Below are 20,788 nucleotides of genomic sequence, written 5' to 3' on the forward strand. Positions count from 1 at the left end.
GTCCCGGCCGCCCGACGCGCCCCGCTCCCGGCCGCCCCGCTCGGTTCCCGGGCCCCCCTCACCGGCGGCCGCCGCGGCCAGCGCCGACGCCACCGCGGCCAGCGCCGTACCCGCGGGAGCCGTGACCAGCACGTCGTGACTCGCGGCGCGGCCCCGGGCCGTTGGCGGGCCCAGCGGATCTACGACGGTCAGCCGGATCTGCATCGCCGTCAGCGGTCCCTTCTGCACGGACGCCCGCGACCGGCGGGGGACGAAGTCGCCCCGCGGTCCCCCACCGCGGAATCCCCCCACCGCACGAGCACGTCGGCCAGTTCTGGAGGGCATCCTCGCACCTGCCACTGACAGCGCGCCCGCCGCCCACCGGCAAGTGATCTTGATTGGTCGGCTCTGCCCCCAAAAGTGCCTGACCAGTGCCCTGCGAATGTCCGCTTGGCGCCCGCTTGAGATCGGTCACGTCCGCATACGGCAACCAACCGACCGAGCCGAGCGTCTTTCCATCGAACTCCGTCGAACTCCGTCGAACTGTGTCGGACTGCGTCAGACTCCGTCGAACATGGACGGCACCCCGTGCGTAAGTCGCCTCGGAAGGAGTCGGAAGGAGCCGGAAGGAGAGGGCACGGCCCGGGGAGGCATCGCCGGCCGCGGCGGCACGACCGCCCGGCATCGCGCGGGGAGGCCCTAGAGTTGGGTCGAAACACCCGCGAGGCGCCCCCAGGGGCGCGGGAACCAGGCAAGCAAGCAACAGGGAGCGCATGACGTGCGGCCGGTAGGCAGCAAGTATCACACTGCGAGCGATGTGCATAGGTGCCTTTGACCTGCTGGGCGTTGAGCGTGTTCAGTGAAGTTATCTGCCCCATCTCAGGGGCTTTTTTCATGCCCGGCGACCGGCCTGCACCGGGCTGAGTTTGTGGGGTTTCCACAGTGCGTATGGCGCCGCCTCCCCAGCCTGGCGGCTGAGGGGCGGCTCAGAGGACGAGGCTCCGTCATCCGGACGGAGCGGCAGGCCTCGCAGGTGCTGCCTATCTCGCCCCCGCTTGCGGAGGGGGGTGGTCCGGTTGGCCTTCCCGTCCCGCTCCAAGATCACACAAATTAGGGTCGGCCCTAATCACATTTGATCATGCCCTCGGGAGCGTGGACGGGTGTCCCGTCCCACCTCGCCCGACGACCGGGTCCTCGCCCGCCGCCGCCAGGTGGGGGAACGGATCCGACGTGTGCGCGAGCGCCTGAACTTGACCCAGACGGACGTGTGCGGCCGGAGCGGCATCGACATCGCCACCTACAGCCGCATCGAGCAAGGGCACTCCTCGCCCAAGGTGGACACGCTGATCCGTATCGCTGACGCCATGGGCGTCGAACTCGAGGACCTGGTGCGCCGATGAACGGGCCCCCGTCCCCGACGGGGGGCGGGGGCGGAGGCCCTGCTTCGCGTTCGACCACGGCCGGCGTCGCGGTCGACCGCTGGCCTACTTGCCGCGGTGCCTTGGGCACTGGCACGGCGGCCACGCCGAGGTCAGCTCGTACGGGCTGAGCGGGGTGTCGGCCGTGATGCGCACCTCTTTGCGCTGCTCGATCACGCGGCCGTCACGGAAGCGGGTGACTCGCATCGTCATCAGGTGTACAGGCGTGTCCTCGCCGCCGGTGGCGGCCTGCCCGGCGCTCACTGCTCACCCCGGTGCGCGGCGGCGTGATGCCGGCGGAGCAATACCCGGCAGTCGCTCGCCCGCGAGTGGTCACGGTCGCGCTCCGCCTGGTCCTGTTCGCCCTGGAGGCGGCGGCATTCGGCACACCCGGGCACTGCCGGGGCGGGGGCCGGTGTTCTACGATCCATGGGTCGTCGCTCCTCTGTAGCGGTGGCCACGCCCCCGGGCCCTGCCAGGCCGCGGGGGTCTTTGTGACCCAGACCATACCGCGCCTTACCGAGGGTTGCCGAGGGTTCCCGCGGTCGCGCGGCATAGTGCGGGAACCTACGGTCACGAGCATGAGCGCTGATCTTGACCGGACGCGGGCGGTATGGCGGCAGGCCGCACAGATCGTCATCGGCCGCATCAAGGACGGCACCTACCCGCCCGGGACCCGCGTCCCGTCCACGCTGGAGCTGGCCACCGAGCTGGGCATCGCATCGTCCACCAGCGGCAAGGCGCTCGCGCATTTGCGCCGGGAGGGCTGGCTGCGCGGTGAAACCGGGATCGGAACTTTTGTCGCCGACCGGCCGCCCACCGATGACTGAGCGCCCCCTGTAGACAACTCTACAGCTTGCCTGTAGTGTGATCTACAGATGGAGCGGAGGGCGTTCCAGGAGGGGGCCACCATGCAGCAGTACGAACTCGAAGCCTGGCTCGGCGACGACCACGGCCTGAACGACGACCAGATCAGCGAGCTCCTCGCCCAGGCGGACGAGATCGAAGAGCGCTGCGACGGCGACCAGGACGAGATGCGCGAGGAGCTCGTCACCGCCTACCGCCTCATGATCGAGGAGCCCGACACTGTTGTCGCCGAGCTCGCCGAGCGGCGCGTCGCGGCCAGCGTCGCCGAGGCCAACGCGCTGGCCGGCCTCCGCCAGGCCGCCACCACCCTCATCGGTCGGGGCGACGCCACCGAGGCCGGGTTCGCCCGGCAGGCCGGTGTCGACCGCATGACCGTCCGGAAGTGGCTCGGCAAACAGTAGCCAGGCCCCGGGCATGACGAAGCGGCCCCGCCCTCCCACCAGGGGGAGGACGGGGCCGCAGTTGTGTTCAGCGGACGAAGAGCGCGACGGCACCGGTGGCGGCGCCGGCGACTCCGGCGAGGACACCGATGGTGGGCAGTGGCCAACGCGCGCGTTCGAGGGTGCGGATCCTGAGCTCGTGGTCCTGGACGTCCGAGCGGATGTCCTTCGCCTCATCAAGGAAGCTGTCCACCTTGGACTCGATGCGGCCGACCGTCTGAGCCAGGTCCCTCACCTCCTGGTACATCTGGGCGCTGCTGATGAACACGCCTGCCGGGTCGGGCCCCGTCATCTGATCTCGTCCGGCTGACGGTTCGGCACAGCCCACGTGATGCCCCAGGCGCCGAGGATGGCGAGCACGATGGTGACGCCATCGCCGGTGTCGAGTACGCCGTCCTGCACGGCGGTGACCGCCGCGGTGGCGCCTGCGGCGATACCGGCGACGATCGCCTTGGCGATGCTGGAGATTCGCATGGTCAGGACTCCTTCACGGCAGTGCCGGTGACGTCGACGCTGACCTTGACGACGGCGTCCGCGATGGCCCGCTCGACGGCGGCCACGACCTGCTCGGTGGAGACGCCGGAGCCGACGAGCTGGGCGAGCTTGCTGATCGCCGCGGACTGGGCGGCGACCTGGACGGTGAGCGCGTCGACCTTCTTCTCGATCTTCCGGCCGGTGAGCACTGCGGAGCCGAGCGCGTAGCTGGCAGTCCACGTCTTGTTGCCCTTGGCCCAGTCGGTGTTGTTGTAGGGCGGGGCTGCGGCCGGGATGACGTCGGCTTTCCAAACGTCGGCAGGTGCGGGCATGTCGTCCTCCTGTGTCTTGGGCCGGGGAGCCCCGTCCTTGGCCCACTTGTAGATGGGGTCGCCGGGGCAGGCGGTGGCGTAGCCGTCGCGGTGCCCGCCGAGCCACGTCCCGGCCGGGCCTTCCTCGCGGCAGTGGTCGATGGCGTCGCGGGCGCCGTGCAGCTGGTCGTCGGTCGGCTTGACCAGACCGGACGAGCCGACCATCAGCAGAACCGCGTAGGCCTGGTCGTTCAGCGTGGTGTTGCCGTTCGCGCTGTTGCGGCGCTTGAGGCCGCGGCCCTCGTACACGTAGCCGTGCGTGCAGACGACGAAGGAGTAGCCGATGTCTGACCAGCCGTTGCCGTCCATGTGCTGCGCCTGGAGCTGGCGGACGTAGGCGGCGCACTGTGTGTGCGGCCGGTCGCTGTAGGCGGTGCCGAGGTAGTGCAGCTTCACCCCGCGGCGCTTGCCGCTGTAGAGGGTGGCGCCGTTGGGCCGCCGGTAGTCCCGGGCCCCCCACTGCGCGCGGGTGACAAGCTTCATCGGTGCCTCCAGGGCACAAGAAGAGCCCCGGCCGGTCGGCGCGGGGCTGGTGGTGGGCGGCAGGGTCAGGCGGGCATCAGGGCCTTGATCGCCTCGACGACGCGACGGGCGAGGTATGCGTGGCCGGCATCGGTCGGGTGCACGTTGTCGGCGCCGACGTAGCTGGCCTTGATCTGCGGTGTCATCCAAGGCCCTTGCGAGGCGACCAGGTTGCCCATCCCGTCAAAGACCTCGCCGGTCAGGTTGTCGATGAACGGCAGCCGGGCGCGCTGCGCCGCGGCCTTCAGCGTGTTGGTGGTGGCCTGGACGCTGCCCGCGGGGCTGCCGGTGGGGTCCCAGCAGCCGATGACGTAGATGTCCGCGCCCGGCGCGCACGCTGTTTTCAGGTTCGCGTACAGGCTGTCAGCGGCCGATCCGATGGTGTTTTGGTCCCCCAGGTTGTCGTTGTACCCGGCCCACACCAGCAATCTGTCGAACGAGTAGGGGGCGATGTCGTTGGCGACGCGGTTGCCGAGGGTGGCGAAGCTGCCGGGGGTGATGTAGCCGGTGCCGCCGCGGGCCTGGTCCCACACGTCAGTGCAGCCCAGCAGGCGGGCGGCCCGGTAGGTCCAGGTGCCAATGCCGGCGCCGGTGTTCTGGCCGGAGCCGTCGCTGATGCTGTCGCCAAGGACACCGAGCCGTCCGCCGCGGGCGGTCGGCCGCCACGCGGTGGCTCCGGGCGGAAGGAAGAGCCCGCCGAACGGCATCGTGGTGAAGTCGCACCTGATACGCCTCGGCTTGGCCGTGGGGAACGTCAGCTGCAGCTCGTATCGGCTGCCCGCAGACGAGGCACCGGTGAGCTGCGGCAGGTCGGTCACGATGCGATCGTCGACGGTCAGCCGGTACCTGGACGCCGACGAGATGTACTTGAACTGGATGCCGAACGTGGCCGCGTCCGTCATGAACTCCAGAGCCCAGTGCGCCTGGCCGCTGGAGTACGTGTTGGGGTAGCGGGAGGTCGGCAGGTACAGCTCGGTGTCCGGGAACGCGGTGCCGTACTGGAATGCGCCGGCGCCGAGGTACAGGAACGGGCCCGTATCCGGGGCCAGTCTCGCCTGCGCGGACGGGATGCTCGAGGTGGCCTGCGGCCCGTTCACCTTGATCGTCGGCGTGTCCGAGGCCAGCGTCTCGGCCAGCACCAGGTCGGGCAGGTCGCGGCGTCGCCACGCACTGCCCAGGCTCACCCAGTCAATGCTGTGCGCCTCCATGTACGCGCGGGATCCGCCGCCGGCGTCCGCCCACATCCCGGTCACACCATCCGGGCCCTGGATGCGGGGCAGCGCGCCGTATTCGTCGGTGACCACCGACGTGATCGTGTGGCCGCTGGAGTCGAGGAGGTCGGTGTACTGGGTGCCGTCGGTGGCCGCGTCCCAGAATGTGATCTCAGCGTTGGCCCCGACGCCCCACAGGCCGTCCGAGGGACGCACCACGAAGTCGGCAATGCCCGCGCCGAATGTCTGCCGTGCCACTTAGTCCACCACCCAGCTCATGCCGCTCTGCGGGATGACGTTGTCCCCCGTGTTGATCTGCGGGTGCTCCAGCATCCACGCCTGCCCCGCCCTGTCCGTATTGCTGGCGTAGATCAGGAATCGGCCGATCCCCCCACCCGAGGTGTAAGCCAGGACGTACTGGTCCCGGGTGCGGTGCCGGTACGCGGCCGGGATCAGGATCGGCAGGCGCGTGTCGACACCCGCGGCAAGGGTGCCGCCCGCCCGCTTGAAAGTGCCGGCCCGCAGGTGCACGACGCCGCTGCGCATCTCTAGGACGCTGTCCGAGATCACCGACCAGCCCGACACGCTGGCGGTGACGACCACTTGACCGCTGTCCCCTGACACAACCCGCCATGTGGAGCCGGTCCAGATCCGCACATCGCCGGTGTCGGTCTCGAAACACATCTCACCGCGCACCGGGGCAGGGTTGCGGGTCGACGAGGTGCACGTCCTCACGCGCGCGCCGACGTACAGCTCCTCGCGGGCGACGGAGACCGCGTTCGCCCCGTTGAGGACGGTCGCCCGGGCGAGGGGGATTTCGAAGACGCCGGTGTCGCCGGTCTGCTGTGTCAGCGCCGGGGCACCACCGCCGGGACTGCCTTGCTTCACCGCGGTGCGGACCTGCCAGGTGGAGCGGGTCAGCCGGAGCACCACCCGGTCGATGCGGGTCTGTCCGGATGCGTTGGCCGCGATGGGGTGGGTGTCGCCGCTGATGCCGGACGTCCAGGCGTGCCCCCGCACCGACGCTTCCACGTTCGCGCGGATGGCCACCTGCAGGCCAGCCCCGGCGGACACCACCGCCGCATCGAGCGGGCTGCCGTACACGCCGTCGTCGGAGAACCGGGCGGCCATGCGCTCGTACTCCAGGTCGGTGACGGCTCGGTTGTTGTGGCCCGGGGACGGCCAGGATTGCTGCGCCACTGCTACCTCGCTTCCAGTCGCCCCAGCCGGCGGGCTAGGTCTCGCACGGCGCGCACCGTGGCCGTGGTGGTGGTCTTGTCGGAGTTGCCGACGACGGAGGTGACGACTTCGCCTTCGTCGGGGGTGTCCTCGAGCCGGATGGTCTGCACGATGTCGGCGACCTCAAGCCCGGTGGGCAGGGCGACGGTGACCTTGTCGCCGAGGAAGAAGTCGCGCCCCGCGCGCAGGTCTTCGGTATCCACCGTGACGGTGGCGAGGGAGGCCTGGGGGTTGTCGTCGCCGAGGGCGAGCGTCCCGGCCTGGGTGAGCTCCCCGCCGGAGTCGTCGAGGGTGCCGGTCTTGTCGACGAGCTTCTCGACTCGGTACCAGTCCGCTGCCGCGCCGGAGGTCACTTCGGCGTAGACGCGGATGTTGGGCGGGGTGGCCTGGTCGTCGGGGTCGCCGCCTCCCTGCACCAGTTCGGACGTGGCCAGGGGGGCGCCCATCGTGAAGGACAGTGAGCGCAGGTTGCCCAGCCCCTGGGAGAACCGGGCCGTGCTGGTGCGGTCGACAGGCTTGTAGACCCCGAACCTGATCTCGTTGCCGACCTGCCTGGTGCGGAAGCCGAGTCTGTCGGTGGCGGCCGCTGTCCGGCAGGCGTCGAGCAGCGGCTCGAACCGGGTGCTGAGGGATCGGTTGCCGCCGACGCCGGCGATGTCGTCGAGGACCAGGCGCTCGATCCGCCGGACGGGCAGGGCGCCGGGCCCGCAGTTCTCGTTCACCAGGGTGCGGATGATCGTCTCTGCGTTCGTGGCGGTGAAGGTCCGCAGCCGGTCGGTGATCGTGTCCTGGGCGGTGAAGGCCTTGGTGGGCTCTGGGTAGGTGAGGTAGCCGGCGATGCGCGCCAGGTCGTCGCTGAAGCGGACGGTGACCGTGCCCGGGTCGGGGTTCTGTTCCAGGTCCCATCGGTAGTCCTGCGGTTCCTCCATCGGCCCCGCACACCACACGGCCTTGTCACGGACGACGACCAGGCGGTGGCCGGGCTGTAGCAGTTCCATGACCTCCGGCCACGCCGGCAGGGTGACGCTGCCGGACGCGGGAGCGTTGTAGTTCAGGTCGACGGCCAGCCTGGTCCACCCGCTCAGTGGGTCGCCGACCACGTTGAGGTTGCGGTCGGTGACCAGCAGCTGGACTGCCACCGCTCACCTCCTTACGCGGTCTCGTACCTCGGGTAGAAGACGAGGTCGACGGCGCTGCCGGGCCCGGCGCCGTCGACCTGGAAGGTGACCGGCGTCTGCCCGGGCGGGATGCTCCACAGCTCGGCCTCGGGCCAGTTGAGCCCGCCGATCAAGTTCTCGCCGGTGCCGGAGCGGACGCGGGGCGGGTCGGTGGAGATGGTCACGGTCTGGCCTGTGAGGAGCGGGCCGCGCCCGGCCTTGGCCAGGTCGAGGGAGAACGCGGCGGCGGTGTCGTCACCGTCGTCGACGGGGTCCTCCCGCGTGAACGTGATCTTCGACGCGGGACCAGTCACCTTCCACACCGGCCACACCTCGATGTCGCCAGGGTTGTTCAGGGTGGTGGCGCCCAGCACCTGGGAGCTGGACACCGTCGGGTACGGCACCAGGTAGTCGTCCAGGGTGCCGGTCTCGCGGTGCACGGTGACCGGCACGGCGTCCTGCCAGTACGGGTCTTCGCACCACAGGGTGAGGACCGCGCTGTCCCAGGTGATGCCGGTCGCGGTCTGCCCCCGCCCGTCCCAGCCGTCCCAGTAGTGGACCGCGATCCGCCGCACGGTGCCGTCCGGGCGGGCCACCTCCAGCGTGCCCGGCGGCCGCCGCCCGCCCGGCCCCCGGCGCAGAGTGCGGGTGAAGGCCCTACCCAGATCCCGCCAGTTCGCCGTGAAGACGAGGTGATCGGCGCCCTTGACGAGGAGCGGCCAGATGATCGTGCGCGGCTGCGGCTGAGCGTGCCGCAGCCGCGCACCACCCCGGGGGAGCGGGTCCGACGTGATCGCGTACGACGCTGCCCCCAGACCGGACACGCCCTCAGCGAGCGCGTACCAGTCCGCGGACAGGTCGGTCATCGGCCACCTGGTCCCCGTCGGGTCGATGTAGGTGATCGACGCGTACCCGATCTCCGGGATCTGGATCGGCGGCGGGACGACGACCGGCGGCTTTGGGGGCGTGACAACTGGCGCTGTGACCAGGGGCATTTATCCGGGCCTCCCCACGCGCTGCCGCGCTTCCTCCTGCCGCTGCAGCAGCCGCAGGTCCTCCACATCGATGACCGACTTGCGCGGGTACACGTAGTAGTTCACCGGCGGCCGGTCACTGCCTGCCGCTGGCGCGGCCGCCACCGGCGCCGCCGGCAGCCCAGGCCGCGCCGCCCGGCCCACCGGCAGCTTGCCGTCGTTGAGGGCGTCCATGAACTTGATGCCGTACTTGGCGACCGCGGCGGCCTTGACCATGTATTCGCCGTTGGAGCCCCACAGCGGGATGCTGTCCGATGTCGCCGTGCCCGGCCCGAGCAGCAGCCCGCCCTGCGCCAGCGCGATCCCGCGCTCCTTCATCCCCTTCACGAAGGAGGGGCCCCCGGCGAGCGCCTTGATCTCCTTGGCGTAGCGGGGGGCGAGGTGAGCGAGCATCGGCCAGCTCACGCCGGCCTTCACCACGTCCTCGACGGTCGCGCCCTTCTTGGACAGCGCCCCCATCATCTGCGCGGCCGCCGCCAGCTCGTCCGCCGACAGCAGCTTCTCGTGGGCCTGGAGCGCCGTGTTGGCCTTCTTCGCCGCCGCCGGGGACTTGACCGCCGCGGCGGCGATCGCCATCGCGTCCGCGTCGCCCTGCCCCGCCAGCTGCATCGCCAGGTCCCCATACCCGGAGGCCGCCAGCTTCAGGAGGTTGTCCTGGAACTTCTTGCTGCCAGCCGTCGTGGCGGTCAGCTGCTTGGTGTAGTCGGCCAACGTCGCGGCCGCCGTCGGCGCGAGCTTCCGCAGGTTCTTGACGATCTCAGCGAACTGTTTGTTGCTCGCCTTCGCCAGCGAGGCGACCAGGGCACGCCCCGACTCGCCCATGCCCCTCAGCGTTTCCTCGATGTCGGCGCCGGCCCGCTTGCCGATCCGGCTCAGGTTCTTCTCCCACGCATCTGACGCTCGGACGGCCTCCTTCAGGTTCTGGCCGTAGCCGGTCAGGCTGAACCCGGACGGTTTCGTGCCGGGCTTGAGGCCCAGCGCCCGGTCCGCCTCGTTCACCGCCTTCCGCGCGTCGGCCACCGCCTTCCGGGTCGCCGAGGTGGAGTGCTTGGCCTGGGCGCGCAGCGCTTCGTTGAGCTTGGCCCACGCGTCTCTCAGACGCTGCATGTCCTGGTCGTACCAGGAGGACACGGTCGAGGTGGAGATCCGCGCCGCCGCCGACTGCGACGGCGTGTACGTGAACCCACCGCCCGCGAACCCACCGCCCGCGAACCTCTCCGAGTTGAGCGCGTCGAACAGGCTGATCCCATACCGCTCGACCGCGGACGCGCGGATGACGTACTCACCGTTGGACAGCCACGCCGGAACAGAGTCCGACATCGACGTGCCCGGGCCCCAGACCGGACCGCCGAACGGGATGAGCTGCACGTCGCCGCCGCCGGCGAAGCGGCCGATTGGCCCGCCCTGCGCGTTCCGCAGCTGGGAGCCGTGAGACCCGGCCCGCCGCGCGGCGCTGCCGTCACCCACCACCACAAACCGAGTGGTGACCGTGACCGTCTTGTCCTGCAGCCGGGACAGCTCGTACTCAGCTTGCTTGATCTTCCGCTTCAGGTCGTCGATCTCCGCCCGGACCTTCGCCTTCCGTGAGTCCGGTACCCGCTTCAGCTCGCCCTTGGCCTTGCCGAGTTTCTCCTGAAGATCCTCGATGTTGCCCTTGAGCTGGGTGGTCTTGTCGTCGGGGATGTCGAGGATCTGGTCCGCGAGCCGCTTGGCCTCGGTGGTGGTGAGGCCCATCTGCTCGGCGTTTTTGATCAGCTCTCGGCGGCCGCGATCGAAGGTGCTGGACACCTCAGACCAGGGCGCCTTCGCCTCTCGGGCAGCGGCAGTCGCCTCGTTCGTCTTGCCCGCCAGATCGGACAGTGCCCGGTAGGCGTTCCTGCCCTTCTCCGTGGTCAGGTCGAGCTTGCCGCCGTTGGCCTTCCACACGTTGCCGTACTCACGGGCGGATTTGGCCGCGTTGTCGAGGGACCCCTCGAACGCCGCCTGAGCGTCCAGAGCGCTGCGGTTGACCTCATTGAGGGCAATGATGCTCTGGCGCAGCCCGTCCGCGCTGGCCTTCTGCGCATTGAGTTTCTCCTGCACCGCGATCGCCTGGTCGCCGAACAGACCCATCGACTCGGCGGCCAGCTCCGCTTCGAGGGCCTGCCCTGCCAGTGCGGCCTTGTAGTCGTCGAGCTGTCCGCGCACCTGGTCCGAGGTGAAGCCCTGCTTCTCCAGGTTGGCGATGACCCTGTCGAGGACGGCGGCCGCCAGGTCCGCCTTCCCGGACGACACCAGGCCGGCCAGCGCGTCGTCGAGCGCGCCGATGTCCTCCTTGGCGTTCTTCACCGGAGTGGAGTCCATGCCGATGACGCTGACGAGGGACTGCTGGAACTGATCGATCCCCTTGGGGTCGATCGCGAGCTGGAAGGCCTCGCCGAGGCCGCTGAGGTCCTGGCCGTAGGCGCGCAGCACCTCCCCGGACACCTTGCCCGACCGGGCGAGTTCGACGAGGGATGTCGACAGCTTGTCGACATCGGGCTTGGGCTTCTCGCTCTTCGACGCGATGGCGTCCAGGCCGATCAGCAGCAGGCCGATACCGGTGCCGGCCATGGCCAGCTTGGCTGTCCGGGACAGACCGGAGACCGCCGCGCCCACCCCGGCGAGCGCGCCGGGCGCCCCGGCGGCTGCCGTACGCATCGCCATGATCTGGGTGCCCAGCGCAAGCATGGCTGCCTTGGCAGCGCCGGCCCCGGCCGCGGCCAGGCGCACGGCCTTGATGGCGATGGCCAGCTGCAGCAGCGTGGCGATGGCCTCGGGCGGCACCGCCGAGACCACACCGGTCAGGAAGTTGACCACATCGAGCGCGCCGACCCCGATGTCGGAGCCTGCTTCGAGGACGTTGATCAGAGCGTCGCCGATGTTCTCCAGCGTGTCCCAGACCTCGGGTCCGACCTCGCGGGCGTAGTCCATCCACCGGTTGAGGCGGGAGTTGTCGAGCTCCCCGGCCTGCGCCCGGGCCAGGAAGATCGTCAGCTTGTCGATACCGCGGGTCAGGGTCCGCTCGGTGAAGGCGGTGAACCGATCGTTGAGCGCGTCAAACCCGGGCGTGCTGATTGCGCCGCCGACCAGGGTAATCAGCCGGTCGAACTGGCCAGAAGCGGCCCGGACCAGCCCAGTCGTCTTGGGCAGCAACGAGTTGGCGACGGCCACACCCTTGATGACCGGTGCCATCACGTCGTCGGACAGGTCGTCGGACCAGTCCTGGTAGGCGTCCCGCAGCAGGCCCACCGCGACCGCGGCCTCCCGCGTCGCGGGAGGCAGGCTCTCCAGCTTCTGCTGGTAATCGGCCGCGGCCTTGGCCGCCTCCCGGGAACCCTTGCCCGAGGACTCCACCGCGTCCTCGTACCGGTCATGAGCCTCGATGGCCTCGCCGATGGCGCCGATCTGCGGGGCCAGCGCGAGCCCGTACGCGCCCGCCGCCACAGCCACGGCGCCGAACTGGGCGGCGACCGCGGCCGCGCTTCCCGCCAGGCCGGCCGCGATCGGGATCGCCGCCGGCGCCAGCGAGATCAAGTTCGCCTTCAGGCTCTCGCCGAGCTTGCCAGCCTCGTCACGCAGGTTGGCAAGCGAGTCCCGGGTGCCGTGGGTGGAATCGCCCAGGCGGCGGGCCGCCTCGTCGGCGGACAGGAAACGCCCGCGCAAGTCGCGCAGTTGACCGTCGGCGTCGGCTGAGATCCCAGACAGCCGCAGCCGCAGCCGGTCCGCACTGTCCGCCGTCCCATTCAGGACGCGGGACAGTTCGTCGCGGCCGGTCAGTGTGAAGGTCAGACGCTCGGCCATCGACCGGTCACCTCCTCACCGGCTGATGTGCTGGTTGATCCAAGCGATCGCCGACTCGAGGTCGCCGGCGGACAGGTGGCGGATCTCCCATGGGCGGATGTGCAGGTAGTGAGCGAGCAGCCACCGGTACTCGGCGATCAGTCCCCGGAGTCCGTCCGGTGGCGCGCCAAGTGGCCTTTTCCCAGCCCGTCGAGCGCGGCGTCGACGTCGTCCGGGTCGTCGGCGAGCTTGCGCAGGTGGGGGGCGAGCATGTCGATCGTGGAGTCCTCGCTCTTGGCGAGGGCCTGCCGCATGACGTTGGTGAGGGCCTCGTCGATCTCGGCGCGCGTGACACGCGCCCGCAGGCGCCGCCGCCACCCGGGGACGTCGAACTTTTCGAAGTCGAGGTCGGGTTCGGTCCGCCGGAGGAAAGCCCACAGCACGGCCCGCATGGCGGTGGGGTCCTGCGCCTGCAGCTGTGCCTCGATCTGCCGCCACGGCTCGCCCGTGGCCTCCTCGATGGCGGCGGCCTCGAGCGCGGACAGGTCGTCGGTGTCCACGCGCCGCTCGGTGCCGTCGTCCTGCACATGCGTGATGATCATGGTTGTCCTTACTGAAGGTCCCGGCGGACGTCGCCGAGGACGCGTTCGACTTCGGCCCGCATCCGCGGGGTTCCGGCCTGGACGGTGCGCGACCACCAGCCGGTGGGCCGGGCCCACTGGGTCGCCCACCGGCGGCGGTTGCCGAACACGGGGTGACGGACGCGGCCTTCCTCGATGACCCACGGCATGTTCTTGATGTCCGCCGGCAGGCGGGAGCGGTCCACCCACACGCGAGCACCGGGGTTGGCGCCCTGGCGGACGCTGATCCGCACGGCGCCCGCCAGCGTGGCGCGCAGCGGCCGGGTGGTGGGCGACGGGCCGCCGCGCCCCCGGCGGCCCGAGCCGGGCAGCTGCACCGTGCGGATCTCCCGCTGCAAGTCCTTCTGCAGCGGCTCAGCTGCCCGGCGGATCCGGCGGGCCATGTTCCGCCGCAGCCGCGGCCCGCCCGCCGTACGCATACGCCTCGACAGATCCACCAGTTGGCCGGTGCCCAGAATCCGTACCGAGCCCGCCATCGGTCAGCCGCCCGCAGCCGCCGGGATTGCGACGTTCTCGCTCGGCTCGCCGGTGATGGCGAACTGGCACATGATCTGCGCCGCCTGGTCGAGCTCGCGGACCTTGGCCTGCGAGGTGACCGTCACGGGGTAGACATCCATCGTCCCCGACTCTGTGTCGCCCTCGTCCATCCACACGATGAACCCGGTCGCCTCGCGCACCAGGAGCGTGCGCACGTCGTCGCCGTCCTTGCTCGCCCAGAACGTCAGCGACGATTCCGCGGCCGTGATCTCGCCGCCCACCACCGGCGTGAACCGCGAGCCGAGGGCGGGGGTGGGAACGGTGCCCGAGGTGGTCTGCCACCCGGACATCGCGCCGGTCTCGGCCTCCAGCGCCGTACCCGCGTCCAGCTCCGCACGCGCGGGGCTGTTCTTGTTCGCGATCGTCGGTACCCACAGCACCCTCGTGACGCCGCGGCGGTAGTACCGCGTCGACGCCTGGATCGGAGTCGCCATCAGTTCTCTCCTTCAGTCCGCCGGCGGCCCTTCGCCGCGGCAACGTTGCTGCCGGGCTGGCCGTCAACGACCTTCCAACCCGATCGCTCGTACTGCTTCACCGAGATCTCCGAGACCTCGATCTCCTGCTCGACACCCTCGTGCCTCATCCGCACACCCACCGCGCGGCTCCTCTCTACGTGAGAGCGCGGCCGGCCACCGTCAGCAGCAGCACAGCCTGCGCACCCTGTTGGGTCTGGTCCTGCGTCAGCTGCGACGCCTCGATCGCAGCCTCGACCTGGCCGGGCCCGAGACCGATGCTCGGGTCGGCGCGCAGCCACGCCTCGACGCGGGCGCCGATCTCATACGCCCGCATCCGGGCCGCGCGCACGTCGGTGTCGCCGCGCTGCGCGACCGCCGCGACCATCACCTGGAACTGCTCCTCACGGCCGGTACCGAAGTCCGTCCAGCCGCCGACGGTCTGCGCCGCCTGGAAGTCGCCGTTGGGGTCGCCGTCGAAGCCAACGATCAGCCAGTCCAGTGCGCTGGTGTCGGTGACCTCGGGCCCGTCCGACACCTGCACCTCGTCCAGCTCGGGGTCGGCGGCGCCGAGCGCCACCAGGGCGTCGATGACCTCAGGTACTCGTGATCCCATCTACGCCACTCCCGGGGGAAGTCGGTATGGCTCCAGCAGTTGCAGCACCCGATTGGGCACCGCATACCCGAACCCGGGGACCGGCTCGGAGACAGAGAAGTCGTCGCCGCCCGCGAGGACACCGCCACGGCCCGCGTTCTGCGTCCGCCACAAGTGCTGTACCAGCATCCGCGCCGCCAGATTGATCGTCGCCGGAACCTCCGGCCGCCCGGCCTGGTAGGTGACCCGCAGCGGACCCCGCAGCCAACCGCCATCGGCGCGCTGCACGACGCCCGTGTCACTGTCCAGGACCAGCGTGCTGACGTCGTAGGTGGTGCCGCCTGTCAGGAGCGGCACCACCGAGGTGAGCGACATGACGGGCAGACGGCGCAGGACCATGACGCGACCACCATCACGCGGCACGTCATGGGTCTCCACAATCTGCTGTGGTTCCACCGGGCCGACGAACCGTTCGATGACCGGGCCGACCGCCTCGATGTACGCGCCCAGCTCGACATCGTTGACGTCGCTGGTGATGTTGAGCTGGGCCTTCGCTTCATCCAGCGTCAGCAACGCCACGGGTCACCCCGCAGGCTTCTTCGCCGCAGACTTCTGCGCGGCCTTCTTCGCCACGGGCTTCGCGGGCTCCGGCGCCGTCGGCACGTCGACCTGCTCGAACAGCATCTCGCGGCCCTTGAGGATCGGGTCGTCGTCGGCGAACAGCTCACCCTTCGCGACCCGACGCCCCGGCGCGAAGAAGATCTTCTTCGCACGCTGCATGACTGCCTCCTTCCAGGCAGACAGGAGGCCCGGACCCCACGGTCCGGGCCTCTCAGCTGTCAGGGTCAGGACGCCTTGATGTTCAGCAGACGGAACGCGTCCGGGTTGACGACGTCCGAGCCGACCCGCCAGTAGCAGAACCAGCCGGCCTCGCCGGTCGGCCGACCGTTGGAGCCCTTCACCAGCGGCTCGTACACCATCGTCATGCCGACACGGTCGACGATGTAGAACTGCCGGAAGTCGCCGACCAGCAGCGGCTTCGCCGCCGCCGTGGTCAGCGCGGACGACATGGACGACGACTCGTAGATCGGCGCACCCAGCAGCTGCTCCGGCTGCCCCATACCGAGGTTCGCCCAGAAGCTGGAGCCACCGGACTCGTCGAACTGGCGGGTCGCGTTGATGGTCGCCTTCGACGCCACCCACGACGGGTTCGCCGTGTTCCGGTGCCGGGGCGGCAGCGCCGCGTCCAGCGCGTACACGTCGTCGACCGTGTACGACAGTGCAGCCGCAGACGCCACCACCGAGCCGGGCACGGCGCCCACGGCGGTGACGACACCCTTCGGCTGGCCGGTACCCGAGCCGGTCGCGAACGCGGTCGCCTCGAGGTTGTCCTTGGCGTCCGACAGGAGCGGCCCGACCTCGGCGGCGAACCCGGAGTCGGCGAGAACCTCGAACGACCCCTGCACCCAGGCCGCGGCCTTGTGCGGGGTGATCGTGGGCTGCCCGAACGACGGCGAGTTGTCGGTGACCTCGCCAGCCTCGGCGAGCCACCCGGCAGTGACACCAGCCGAGGAGACACCGTTCCACGTGTCCGTGGTGATGGTCCGCACGCTGGCGATCTGACGGAACGGGTTCGCACTGCCCGCGTTCGTCAGGATGATCGTCGGGTCCAGCGTGAACGGCACCAGGAACCCGCCAGCCGCGTCGGTGAGGGTCATCGCCCGCCGGTGCGCCTCGGCCAGCTTGTACGCGTCCAGCTCATCCCCGTCGAGGAGCGCCGGGTTACCCGAGTTCGCGAGGAGGCTCTCGAACGCGCGCGCGTACTCGGGGGAGCCGGTCAGCAGGATGTGCTGGGCGATGCGGCCGCGCCGGTCGCCGCGGACCAGGCGCTCAGCCCGCTCCTGCTGCTCGGCGCTGATCTCCTCGCCCGCGTCGTCGATCGCGGTCAGCGCACGCGAGCGCAGGTCCCCGACCACGCTGCGGTCGTGCAGGTTCGCGCCCCGCACGCCCTCCAGCCCCTCGTAGGGGTTGGTGCGCGACTTGAACAGCACGTCCGGGCCGGATGACCGCTCCTGACCGCCCTCCACCAGGGAAGCTGCGCGGACGGCCTCCACACGCTTCTCGTGCTCCACCTGCTCGGTGTATGCCTCCTGCGTGGTGTCGAACTCCCCGAGCAGTTCCTGCGCGCGGCTGGCCTGCTCCTCGGTGGGCTCCTCCACCTCGTCCAGCTCCAGGAGCTCGGAGCGGATCGCCTCCAGCTGCTCCTTGAGCTTGTCGCTCTTCTTCTTCCGCTTCGTGGTCACAGGGCCCTCCTGGCCTTGATCTCAGCGCGGACCTTCGCCCACGCGATCTTCTGCCGAACGGAGTGCCCTGCGGGCGGGTCCTCGGCGGCGGGGCCCGCATCTGCGGGGTCGCCAGCGGCCGGCGGGCCCTCCGGACCGCCCTCGGCGGGCGAGTCCAGCGGAGTGCCGGTCCGAAGCATCAGGGCGAGCCGCTCGCGCTCCTCGTCGGGCATCTGACCCAGGAGCTGTACGAGTTGCTCGGCACGGACACCGATCACAGCGGCGTCCGGGTAGGCGGGGAACGGAGTCGGCCCGTACTCCTTCAGGGCGATCTCCTGCCGCTTGACGGTCTTCAGCTTCCCGGAGCTGTCCGCGCGCCAGCCCGCACGCGGTGTGCGGCCCGGGTCGGAGCGCGTGAACCGGCCCGTGAAGCTCTGGCCGGTGATCGCACCCTCGCGGATGTTCTCCAGGACCTCGTCGGCCAGCTCCGTCTTGTTGTAGCGGGTCACCGTGAGCAAGCCCCGGGAGTCGGCCCGGACCTCCACCGGCGTCCCGATCGGCATGCTGCCCCGCTCGCTGGGAGTGCCCCACAGAGTGCGGCCGTGGTTGTAGAACACCCCGACCCGCCACGTACTACGGGAGCCGGCCGGGGCGAGCTGCTGCAGCGTCCGATCGAACGCCCGACGGTCGATGACCTCCAGGTAGTGCCCGTCCTGGTCGGTAATCTCCGTCGGCGTATCGAACACCGCCGCGTAGGCCTCCACGGTCCGCCCGTCCCCACCGGCACGGACACGGATGTCCTCCAGCGGGAAGGACCGCATGAACGCGTCCATCAGAACACTTCCGTCATCGAGTCGTTGGGACTGGCGGGCTGGCCACTGCTCGGCCTCTGCAGCTGCACGCTGTACAGACCGGAATGCTGCAGCAGGCTGTAGTCCTCGGCCTGGACCGCGGCGACCACGGTCTCCGGCTCGTAGCCGGCGTCGACGAGCGCGCGGATCGTGCGGGACTGAATGCCCTGGATCTCGGCAGCATCCCGCCGGTCCTCCCGCAGGAACGCGATGTCCCGGTCGTCGTACCAGAGCTCCGACCGGTCAGGCACGTCGATGATTTCGGCCAGGGACCCGGCCGCGTTCCGCCACAGCGGCCGCATCGTCCCGTCGGCGAACCGGCGCCTCGAGGAGGCGTAGTTGCCCGCGTTCAGCGACGACCCGGCCAGGCCCTCGGAGAAGCCGACGATGACCGAGGGCACACCGGCCGCGGCCGCCAGCCGCGTCTCACCGGCGCCCTGCGTGGCTTTGAAGTCCAGTTGGTGCAGATCCTTACCCGCAACGGTGACGTCTGCGCCACCACCCAGATACAGCGTCTTGTAGGCGTTGTCGACGCCCTGGTGGCTCGCGTCCATGGCGGCCTTGAATTTCGCGAAGTTCTCGGCCGTCACCGACGCGTCCAGGCTGACGACGAGCTGCGGGGTGGCCCCGTTCTCGAAGAACTTCAGCTTGTGCCGGGTCGTCGCCAGGTCCGCGCTGATCTCCCGCATCACCGGCGTCAGCCACGACATGCCGCGAAACGAGAACTCCGGGTCGGGGATCGGCGCGAAGTGCGCCACCTGCTCCGGCAGCAGCCATTGCGCATCCGCCGTCGGCGGCGTGTACACGTAGCCGACCAGCTCGGAGTCGAGCGCGTCACCGGGCGCGGACGGCTCCTCGAGGGACCCGGTCACGATCGTCACCCAGTCCGGCCGCAGCCGCCGCAGCCTGCCATCGTCCAGACGCGTCACGAACGCGTTCCCGTTCAGGTCCGCGTCCTGGATCATCCGTGACAGTAGATCTCCCGTACTGCCACCCGGCCAGGGCCTTTCCAGCGGCGCCAGCGCGGCTGTGCCAAACAGATCCCCCGGCCGGCCGTTCCGGAGCTGCCGGAACTGGAACCGCGCCTCGGAGAACACCATTTGCCGGACCATCATCAGCGCGAATACGGGCCCGTTCGCTTTGTAGATCCGCTGGACCGCGGCCTCGAAGTCGTAAGGGCCGGGTCGTTCCCGGCCGTCCGACACCCGCGCCGACCCGTAGTACAGGTTCCCGCCGACCTGCCACGATTCATCCAGCCGGGAAGACACCACAGAGCGCCGTGCGCGCTGCCACAGGCTCGTCACCGCATCCTCCCGTCGTCGTCCTCGTCGGTCTCCACCAGCAGCAGGCACGACCCAGCCAGCAGGACCCCCGCCGACATGAGGCCGGCACCCGCCCCGAACTCGAGCCCGGCACCGACGGCGAGGACCCCGCAGCCCGACCAGTAGCCCAGCCGGGCCCGGGCGGCCCGCGTCCACCTCGTCACCCGTAGGCGACCCACGGCTCCACCTCCGGCTCCGGCTCCGCCACATCACTGGTCAGACCCCAGCGGGCCAGCGTCACCGCCACCAGCGGACTGATGTCCACGTCGACACCACGCCGCGCCCACGCCCACGCATCCCCCAGGTCCCGCTTCCGGGCGCCCGCCAACGCGACGGCAAGCGGCGCCTGGTCCAGGTGCACGAGACGGCCCTCGATGACCGCGTCGTAGAACTGGCCGACCGCCGCCGCCACATCCCGCGCCTTCGGCTTGACGACCTCACAGCCGAGCGCGGCCTCCAAGTCGGGAATGAGGGAGGCCGCAGCCGAGCCGCCGTCCACGACCCAGCAGCGCGGCCCCCACCGCTCATGCAGTTCCTTCGCCCGTTCGACAAGCCAGCCCACGCCGGGCCGGTTGTCGACGACCTCCACATGCACCACCTCGCCGGACAGGCCGGCCACGCCGATGCTCGCGTGGCTGCGTTCGGGGGTGACGTCGATGGCGAACGCCACCGGGTCCGCCGGGCGGCTCGCAGCGTCAGCCAGAGCCCGCCACGCGTCCTCACCGATGACCTGCCACGCGTCCGCCCCGTCCGACGGATACTCGCCCACACCGAGCCGCTCCCGCGCGAACACCTCCGGCCCCATGCTCAGGCGCTCCCGCTCCGTGTGCTCCAGCGTCAGCCGGTAGCCGAGCGCAGGATTCGCCCGCGCCGCCGACACCGGCGACTCCAGGTCGTCGTGGTCCGTGCATCCGGTCGGGCACTCCCGCGCATGCGGGCTGATGCTCCACTCCAGGTACGCCAGCGACGGGTCCGGCACCCCCGACTCGATCGCCGCCAGCGCCCGCCGCCGCAGCCGCCCCAGCTGCATCGACGGTGCGCCGATGCCCGCACTGCCCAGGTACCACAGCTGCGGATCCTTCACGGCCGCCATCGTCGGCATCAGCGCACCCATGGCGTCGTCACCGAGGATCATCGCCTCATCCAAAATGTTGCAGTCGCCGGTGAAGCCACGGCCAGAGCCGCCCGACCGGGCGAGGAAGCGCAGCCGCTGCCCGCTCAGCAGCTCAATCGCTTCCTCGCCGGTCGTCCGCCGCACCCGCGCGACGCGTTTCCGCAGCTCATCGCAGTTCATGACGAGCGCCTCGATACGCCGGAACGCCTCAATGCTCGTCTTGAACTCGTGCGCGCTGTGGAGGATCAGCCGCTCACCGCCGAGGAACAGCCCCCACAGCTCCCGGGCCTCGATGATGCCGCCCTTACCGTTCTGCCTCGGCACGTTCACGCACGTCTCGAACGCCGACCAGGAGCCGTCCTCCCGCTCTCCCAGGCCGACGTGCAGTACGAACTGCTGCCAGTCGTCCAGCACCAGCCCCGCGACGGCCGCGAGTTCCACCGCCTCCTGCCCAGCCGAGGACACGAACGGCGGGACAGTG

The 20,788-nt window shown here is 70.3% G+C and carries 25 protein-coding genes; 3 read left to right on the forward strand and 22 right to left on the reverse strand.

What is annotated here, in order from left to right:
* Positions 1-204 (reverse strand): hypothetical protein (locus DEP02_RS34945; protein ID WP_232839230.1); only part of this gene is annotated, 204 nt, incomplete at its 3' end.
* Between the two features lie 935 nt (positions 205-1,139).
* Here DEP02_RS34945 and DEP02_RS21925 point away from each other — a divergent pair.
* Positions 1,140-1,379: a helix-turn-helix domain-containing protein gene (locus tag DEP02_RS21925; RefSeq protein ID WP_112469402.1), complete on the forward strand. Its 240-nt coding sequence runs from the start codon at positions 1,140-1,142 to the stop codon at positions 1,377-1,379.
* A gap of 84 nt (positions 1,380-1,463) precedes the next feature.
* Here the strand turns inward: DEP02_RS21925 and DEP02_RS21930 are convergent, their stop codons facing one another.
* On the reverse strand, positions 1,464-1,661 hold the full coding sequence (locus DEP02_RS21930; RefSeq protein ID WP_112469403.1) for a hypothetical protein: 198 nt from the start codon (positions 1,659-1,661) through the stop codon (positions 1,464-1,466).
* A 317-nt stretch (positions 1,662-1,978) separates the two neighbouring features.
* On the opposite strand from DEP02_RS21930, the gene DEP02_RS21935 reads away from it, so the two are divergent.
* The gene (locus tag DEP02_RS21935) at positions 1,979-2,227 is read left to right on the forward strand and encodes a GntR family transcriptional regulator (protein WP_112469404.1); all 249 of its coding nucleotides are present in this window, start codon (positions 1,979-1,981) and stop codon (positions 2,225-2,227) included.
* An 81-nt stretch (positions 2,228-2,308) separates the two neighbouring features.
* Positions 2,309-2,665, forward strand: coding sequence for a hypothetical protein (locus DEP02_RS21940; protein ID WP_112469405.1), 357 nt, complete (start codon positions 2,309-2,311; stop codon positions 2,663-2,665).
* Positions 2,666-2,732: 67 nt separating this feature from the next.
* Here DEP02_RS21940 and DEP02_RS21945 read toward each other — a convergent pair whose 3' ends face one another.
* The 20 genes from DEP02_RS21945 to DEP02_RS22030 form a co-directional block, all read right to left on the reverse strand.
* Positions 2,733-2,996 carry a hypothetical protein gene (locus DEP02_RS21945; RefSeq protein ID WP_112469406.1) on the reverse strand — a complete coding sequence of 88 codons (264 nt, stop codon included), beginning with the start codon at positions 2,994-2,996 and terminating at the stop codon, positions 2,733-2,735.
* Positions 2,993-3,178 (reverse strand): hypothetical protein, encoded by a 186-nt coding sequence (locus DEP02_RS21950; protein ID WP_112469407.1) that lies wholly within the window; start codon positions 3,176-3,178, stop codon positions 2,993-2,995. Before DEP02_RS21950 ends, DEP02_RS21945 begins: the two co-directional genes overlap by 4 nt.
* Positions 3,179-3,180: 2 nt before the next feature.
* On the reverse strand, positions 3,181-4,032 hold the full coding sequence (locus tag DEP02_RS21955; protein ID WP_112469408.1) for a peptidoglycan recognition protein family protein: 852 nt from the start codon (positions 4,030-4,032) through the stop codon (positions 3,181-3,183).
* A gap of 65 nt (positions 4,033-4,097) precedes the next feature.
* Positions 4,098-5,540, reverse strand: a complete 1,443-nt coding sequence (locus DEP02_RS21960; protein ID WP_112469409.1) for an SGNH/GDSL hydrolase family protein — start codon at positions 5,538-5,540, stop codon at positions 4,098-4,100.
* A complete protein-coding gene (locus DEP02_RS21965) occupies positions 5,541-6,482 on the reverse strand; it encodes a hypothetical protein (RefSeq protein WP_112469410.1) in 942 nt (313 codons plus the stop codon).
* Between the two features lie 2 nt (positions 6,483-6,484).
* Positions 6,485-7,660 carry a siphovirus ReqiPepy6 Gp37-like family protein gene (locus DEP02_RS21970; RefSeq protein ID WP_112469411.1) on the reverse strand — a complete coding sequence of 392 codons (1,176 nt, stop codon included), beginning with the start codon at positions 7,658-7,660 and terminating at the stop codon, positions 6,485-6,487.
* Between the two features lie 11 nt (positions 7,661-7,671).
* On the reverse strand, positions 7,672-8,673 hold the full coding sequence (locus tag DEP02_RS21975; protein WP_112469412.1) for a phage tail family protein: 1,002 nt from the start codon (positions 8,671-8,673) through the stop codon (positions 7,672-7,674).
* Positions 8,674-12,534: a hypothetical protein gene (locus tag DEP02_RS21980; protein ID WP_112469413.1), complete on the reverse strand. Its 3,861-nt coding sequence runs from the start codon at positions 12,532-12,534 to the stop codon at positions 8,674-8,676. It lies immediately after the preceding gene.
* Between the two features lie 137 nt (positions 12,535-12,671).
* Complete coding sequence (locus tag DEP02_RS21985; RefSeq protein WP_112469414.1) at positions 12,672-13,115, reverse strand: hypothetical protein; 444 nt, start codon at positions 13,113-13,115, stop codon at positions 12,672-12,674.
* Positions 13,116-13,123: 8 nt separating this feature from the next.
* On the reverse strand, positions 13,124-13,630 hold the full coding sequence (locus DEP02_RS21990) for a hypothetical protein (RefSeq protein ID WP_112469415.1): 507 nt from the start codon (positions 13,628-13,630) through the stop codon (positions 13,124-13,126).
* A gap of 3 nt (positions 13,631-13,633) precedes the next feature.
* Complete coding sequence (locus DEP02_RS21995) at positions 13,634-14,125, reverse strand: phage tail tube protein (RefSeq protein ID WP_112469416.1); 492 nt, start codon at positions 14,123-14,125, stop codon at positions 13,634-13,636.
* The gene (locus DEP02_RS33590; protein WP_157977503.1) at positions 14,125-14,286 is read right to left on the reverse strand and encodes a hypothetical protein; all 162 of its coding nucleotides are present in this window, start codon (positions 14,284-14,286) and stop codon (positions 14,125-14,127) included. Before DEP02_RS33590 ends, DEP02_RS21995 begins: the two co-directional genes overlap by 1 nt.
* A gap of 14 nt (positions 14,287-14,300) precedes the next feature.
* Complete coding sequence (locus DEP02_RS22000) at positions 14,301-14,759, reverse strand: hypothetical protein (RefSeq protein WP_112469417.1); 459 nt, start codon at positions 14,757-14,759, stop codon at positions 14,301-14,303.
* Positions 14,760-15,317 carry a head-tail connector protein gene (locus DEP02_RS22005; protein WP_112469418.1) on the reverse strand — a complete coding sequence of 186 codons (558 nt, stop codon included), beginning with the start codon at positions 15,315-15,317 and terminating at the stop codon, positions 14,760-14,762.
* A gap of 3 nt (positions 15,318-15,320) precedes the next feature.
* On the reverse strand, positions 15,321-15,518 hold the full coding sequence (locus DEP02_RS22010; RefSeq protein ID WP_112469419.1) for a hypothetical protein: 198 nt from the start codon (positions 15,516-15,518) through the stop codon (positions 15,321-15,323).
* A 65-nt stretch (positions 15,519-15,583) separates the two neighbouring features.
* A complete protein-coding gene (locus DEP02_RS22015; protein ID WP_112469420.1) occupies positions 15,584-17,041 on the reverse strand; it encodes a phage major capsid protein in 1,458 nt (485 codons plus the stop codon).
* Positions 17,038-17,853 (reverse strand): HK97 family phage prohead protease, encoded by an 816-nt coding sequence (locus DEP02_RS22020; protein ID WP_112469421.1) that lies wholly within the window; start codon positions 17,851-17,853, stop codon positions 17,038-17,040. The genes DEP02_RS22015 and DEP02_RS22020 overlap by 4 nt, the downstream gene beginning before the upstream one ends.
* The gene (locus DEP02_RS22025; protein WP_198668529.1) at positions 17,853-19,175 is read right to left on the reverse strand and encodes a phage portal protein; all 1,323 of its coding nucleotides are present in this window, start codon (positions 19,173-19,175) and stop codon (positions 17,853-17,855) included. The genes DEP02_RS22020 and DEP02_RS22025 overlap by 1 nt, the downstream gene beginning before the upstream one ends.
* Complete coding sequence (locus DEP02_RS34115; protein ID WP_198668530.1) at positions 19,172-19,357, reverse strand: hypothetical protein; 186 nt, start codon at positions 19,355-19,357, stop codon at positions 19,172-19,174. Before DEP02_RS34115 ends, DEP02_RS22025 begins: the two co-directional genes overlap by 4 nt.
* On the reverse strand, positions 19,354-20,772 hold the full coding sequence (locus DEP02_RS22030) for a terminase large subunit domain-containing protein (RefSeq protein WP_112469422.1): 1,419 nt from the start codon (positions 20,770-20,772) through the stop codon (positions 19,354-19,356). The genes DEP02_RS34115 and DEP02_RS22030 overlap by 4 nt, the downstream gene beginning before the upstream one ends.
* Positions 20,773-20,788 lie beyond the last annotated feature (16 nt).

This window comes from Streptomyces triticisoli (assembly GCF_003270085.1).
Lineage (GTDB): Bacteria > Actinomycetota > Actinomycetes > Streptomycetales > Streptomycetaceae > Streptomyces > Streptomyces triticisoli.

What these genes read in the sequence shown, in the direction of transcription:
- DEP02_RS21935 (WP_112469404.1), top strand. Translation starts at nt 1,979, where the DNA reads ATGAGCGCTGATCTTGACCGGACGCGGGCGGTATGGCGGCAGGCCGCA.
- DEP02_RS21940 (WP_112469405.1), top strand. Translation starts at nt 2,309, where the DNA reads ATGCAGCAGTACGAACTCGAAGCCTGGCTCGGCGACGACCACGGCCTG.
- DEP02_RS21945 (WP_112469406.1), bottom strand. Translation starts at nt 2,996, where the DNA reads ATGACGGGGCCCGACCCGGCAGGCGTGTTCATCAGCAGCGCCCAGATG.
- DEP02_RS21950 (WP_112469407.1), bottom strand. Translation starts at nt 3,178, where the DNA reads ATGCGAATCTCCAGCATCGCCAAGGCGATCGTCGCCGGTATCGCCGCA.
- DEP02_RS21955 (WP_112469408.1), bottom strand. Translation starts at nt 4,032, where the DNA reads ATGAAGCTTGTCACCCGCGCGCAGTGGGGGGCCCGGGACTACCGGCGG.
- DEP02_RS21975 (WP_112469412.1), bottom strand. Translation starts at nt 8,673, where the DNA reads ATGCCCCTGGTCACAGCGCCAGTTGTCACGCCCCCAAAGCCGCCGGTC.
- DEP02_RS21980 (WP_112469413.1), bottom strand. Translation starts at nt 12,534, where the DNA reads ATGGCCGAGCGTCTGACCTTCACACTGACCGGCCGCGACGAACTGTCC.
- DEP02_RS21985 (WP_112469414.1), bottom strand. Translation starts at nt 13,115, where the DNA reads ATGATCATCACGCATGTGCAGGACGACGGCACCGAGCGGCGCGTGGAC.
- DEP02_RS21990 (WP_112469415.1), bottom strand. Translation starts at nt 13,630, where the DNA reads ATGGCGGGCTCGGTACGGATTCTGGGCACCGGCCAACTGGTGGATCTG.
- DEP02_RS21995 (WP_112469416.1), bottom strand. Translation starts at nt 14,125, where the DNA reads ATGGCGACTCCGATCCAGGCGTCGACGCGGTACTACCGCCGCGGCGTC.
- DEP02_RS22000 (WP_112469417.1), bottom strand. Translation starts at nt 14,759, where the DNA reads ATGGGATCACGAGTACCTGAGGTCATCGACGCCCTGGTGGCGCTCGGC.
- DEP02_RS22010 (WP_112469419.1), bottom strand. Translation starts at nt 15,518, where the DNA reads ATGCAGCGTGCGAAGAAGATCTTCTTCGCGCCGGGGCGTCGGGTCGCG.
- DEP02_RS22020 (WP_112469421.1), bottom strand. Translation starts at nt 17,853, where the DNA reads ATGGACGCGTTCATGCGGTCCTTCCCGCTGGAGGACATCCGTGTCCGT.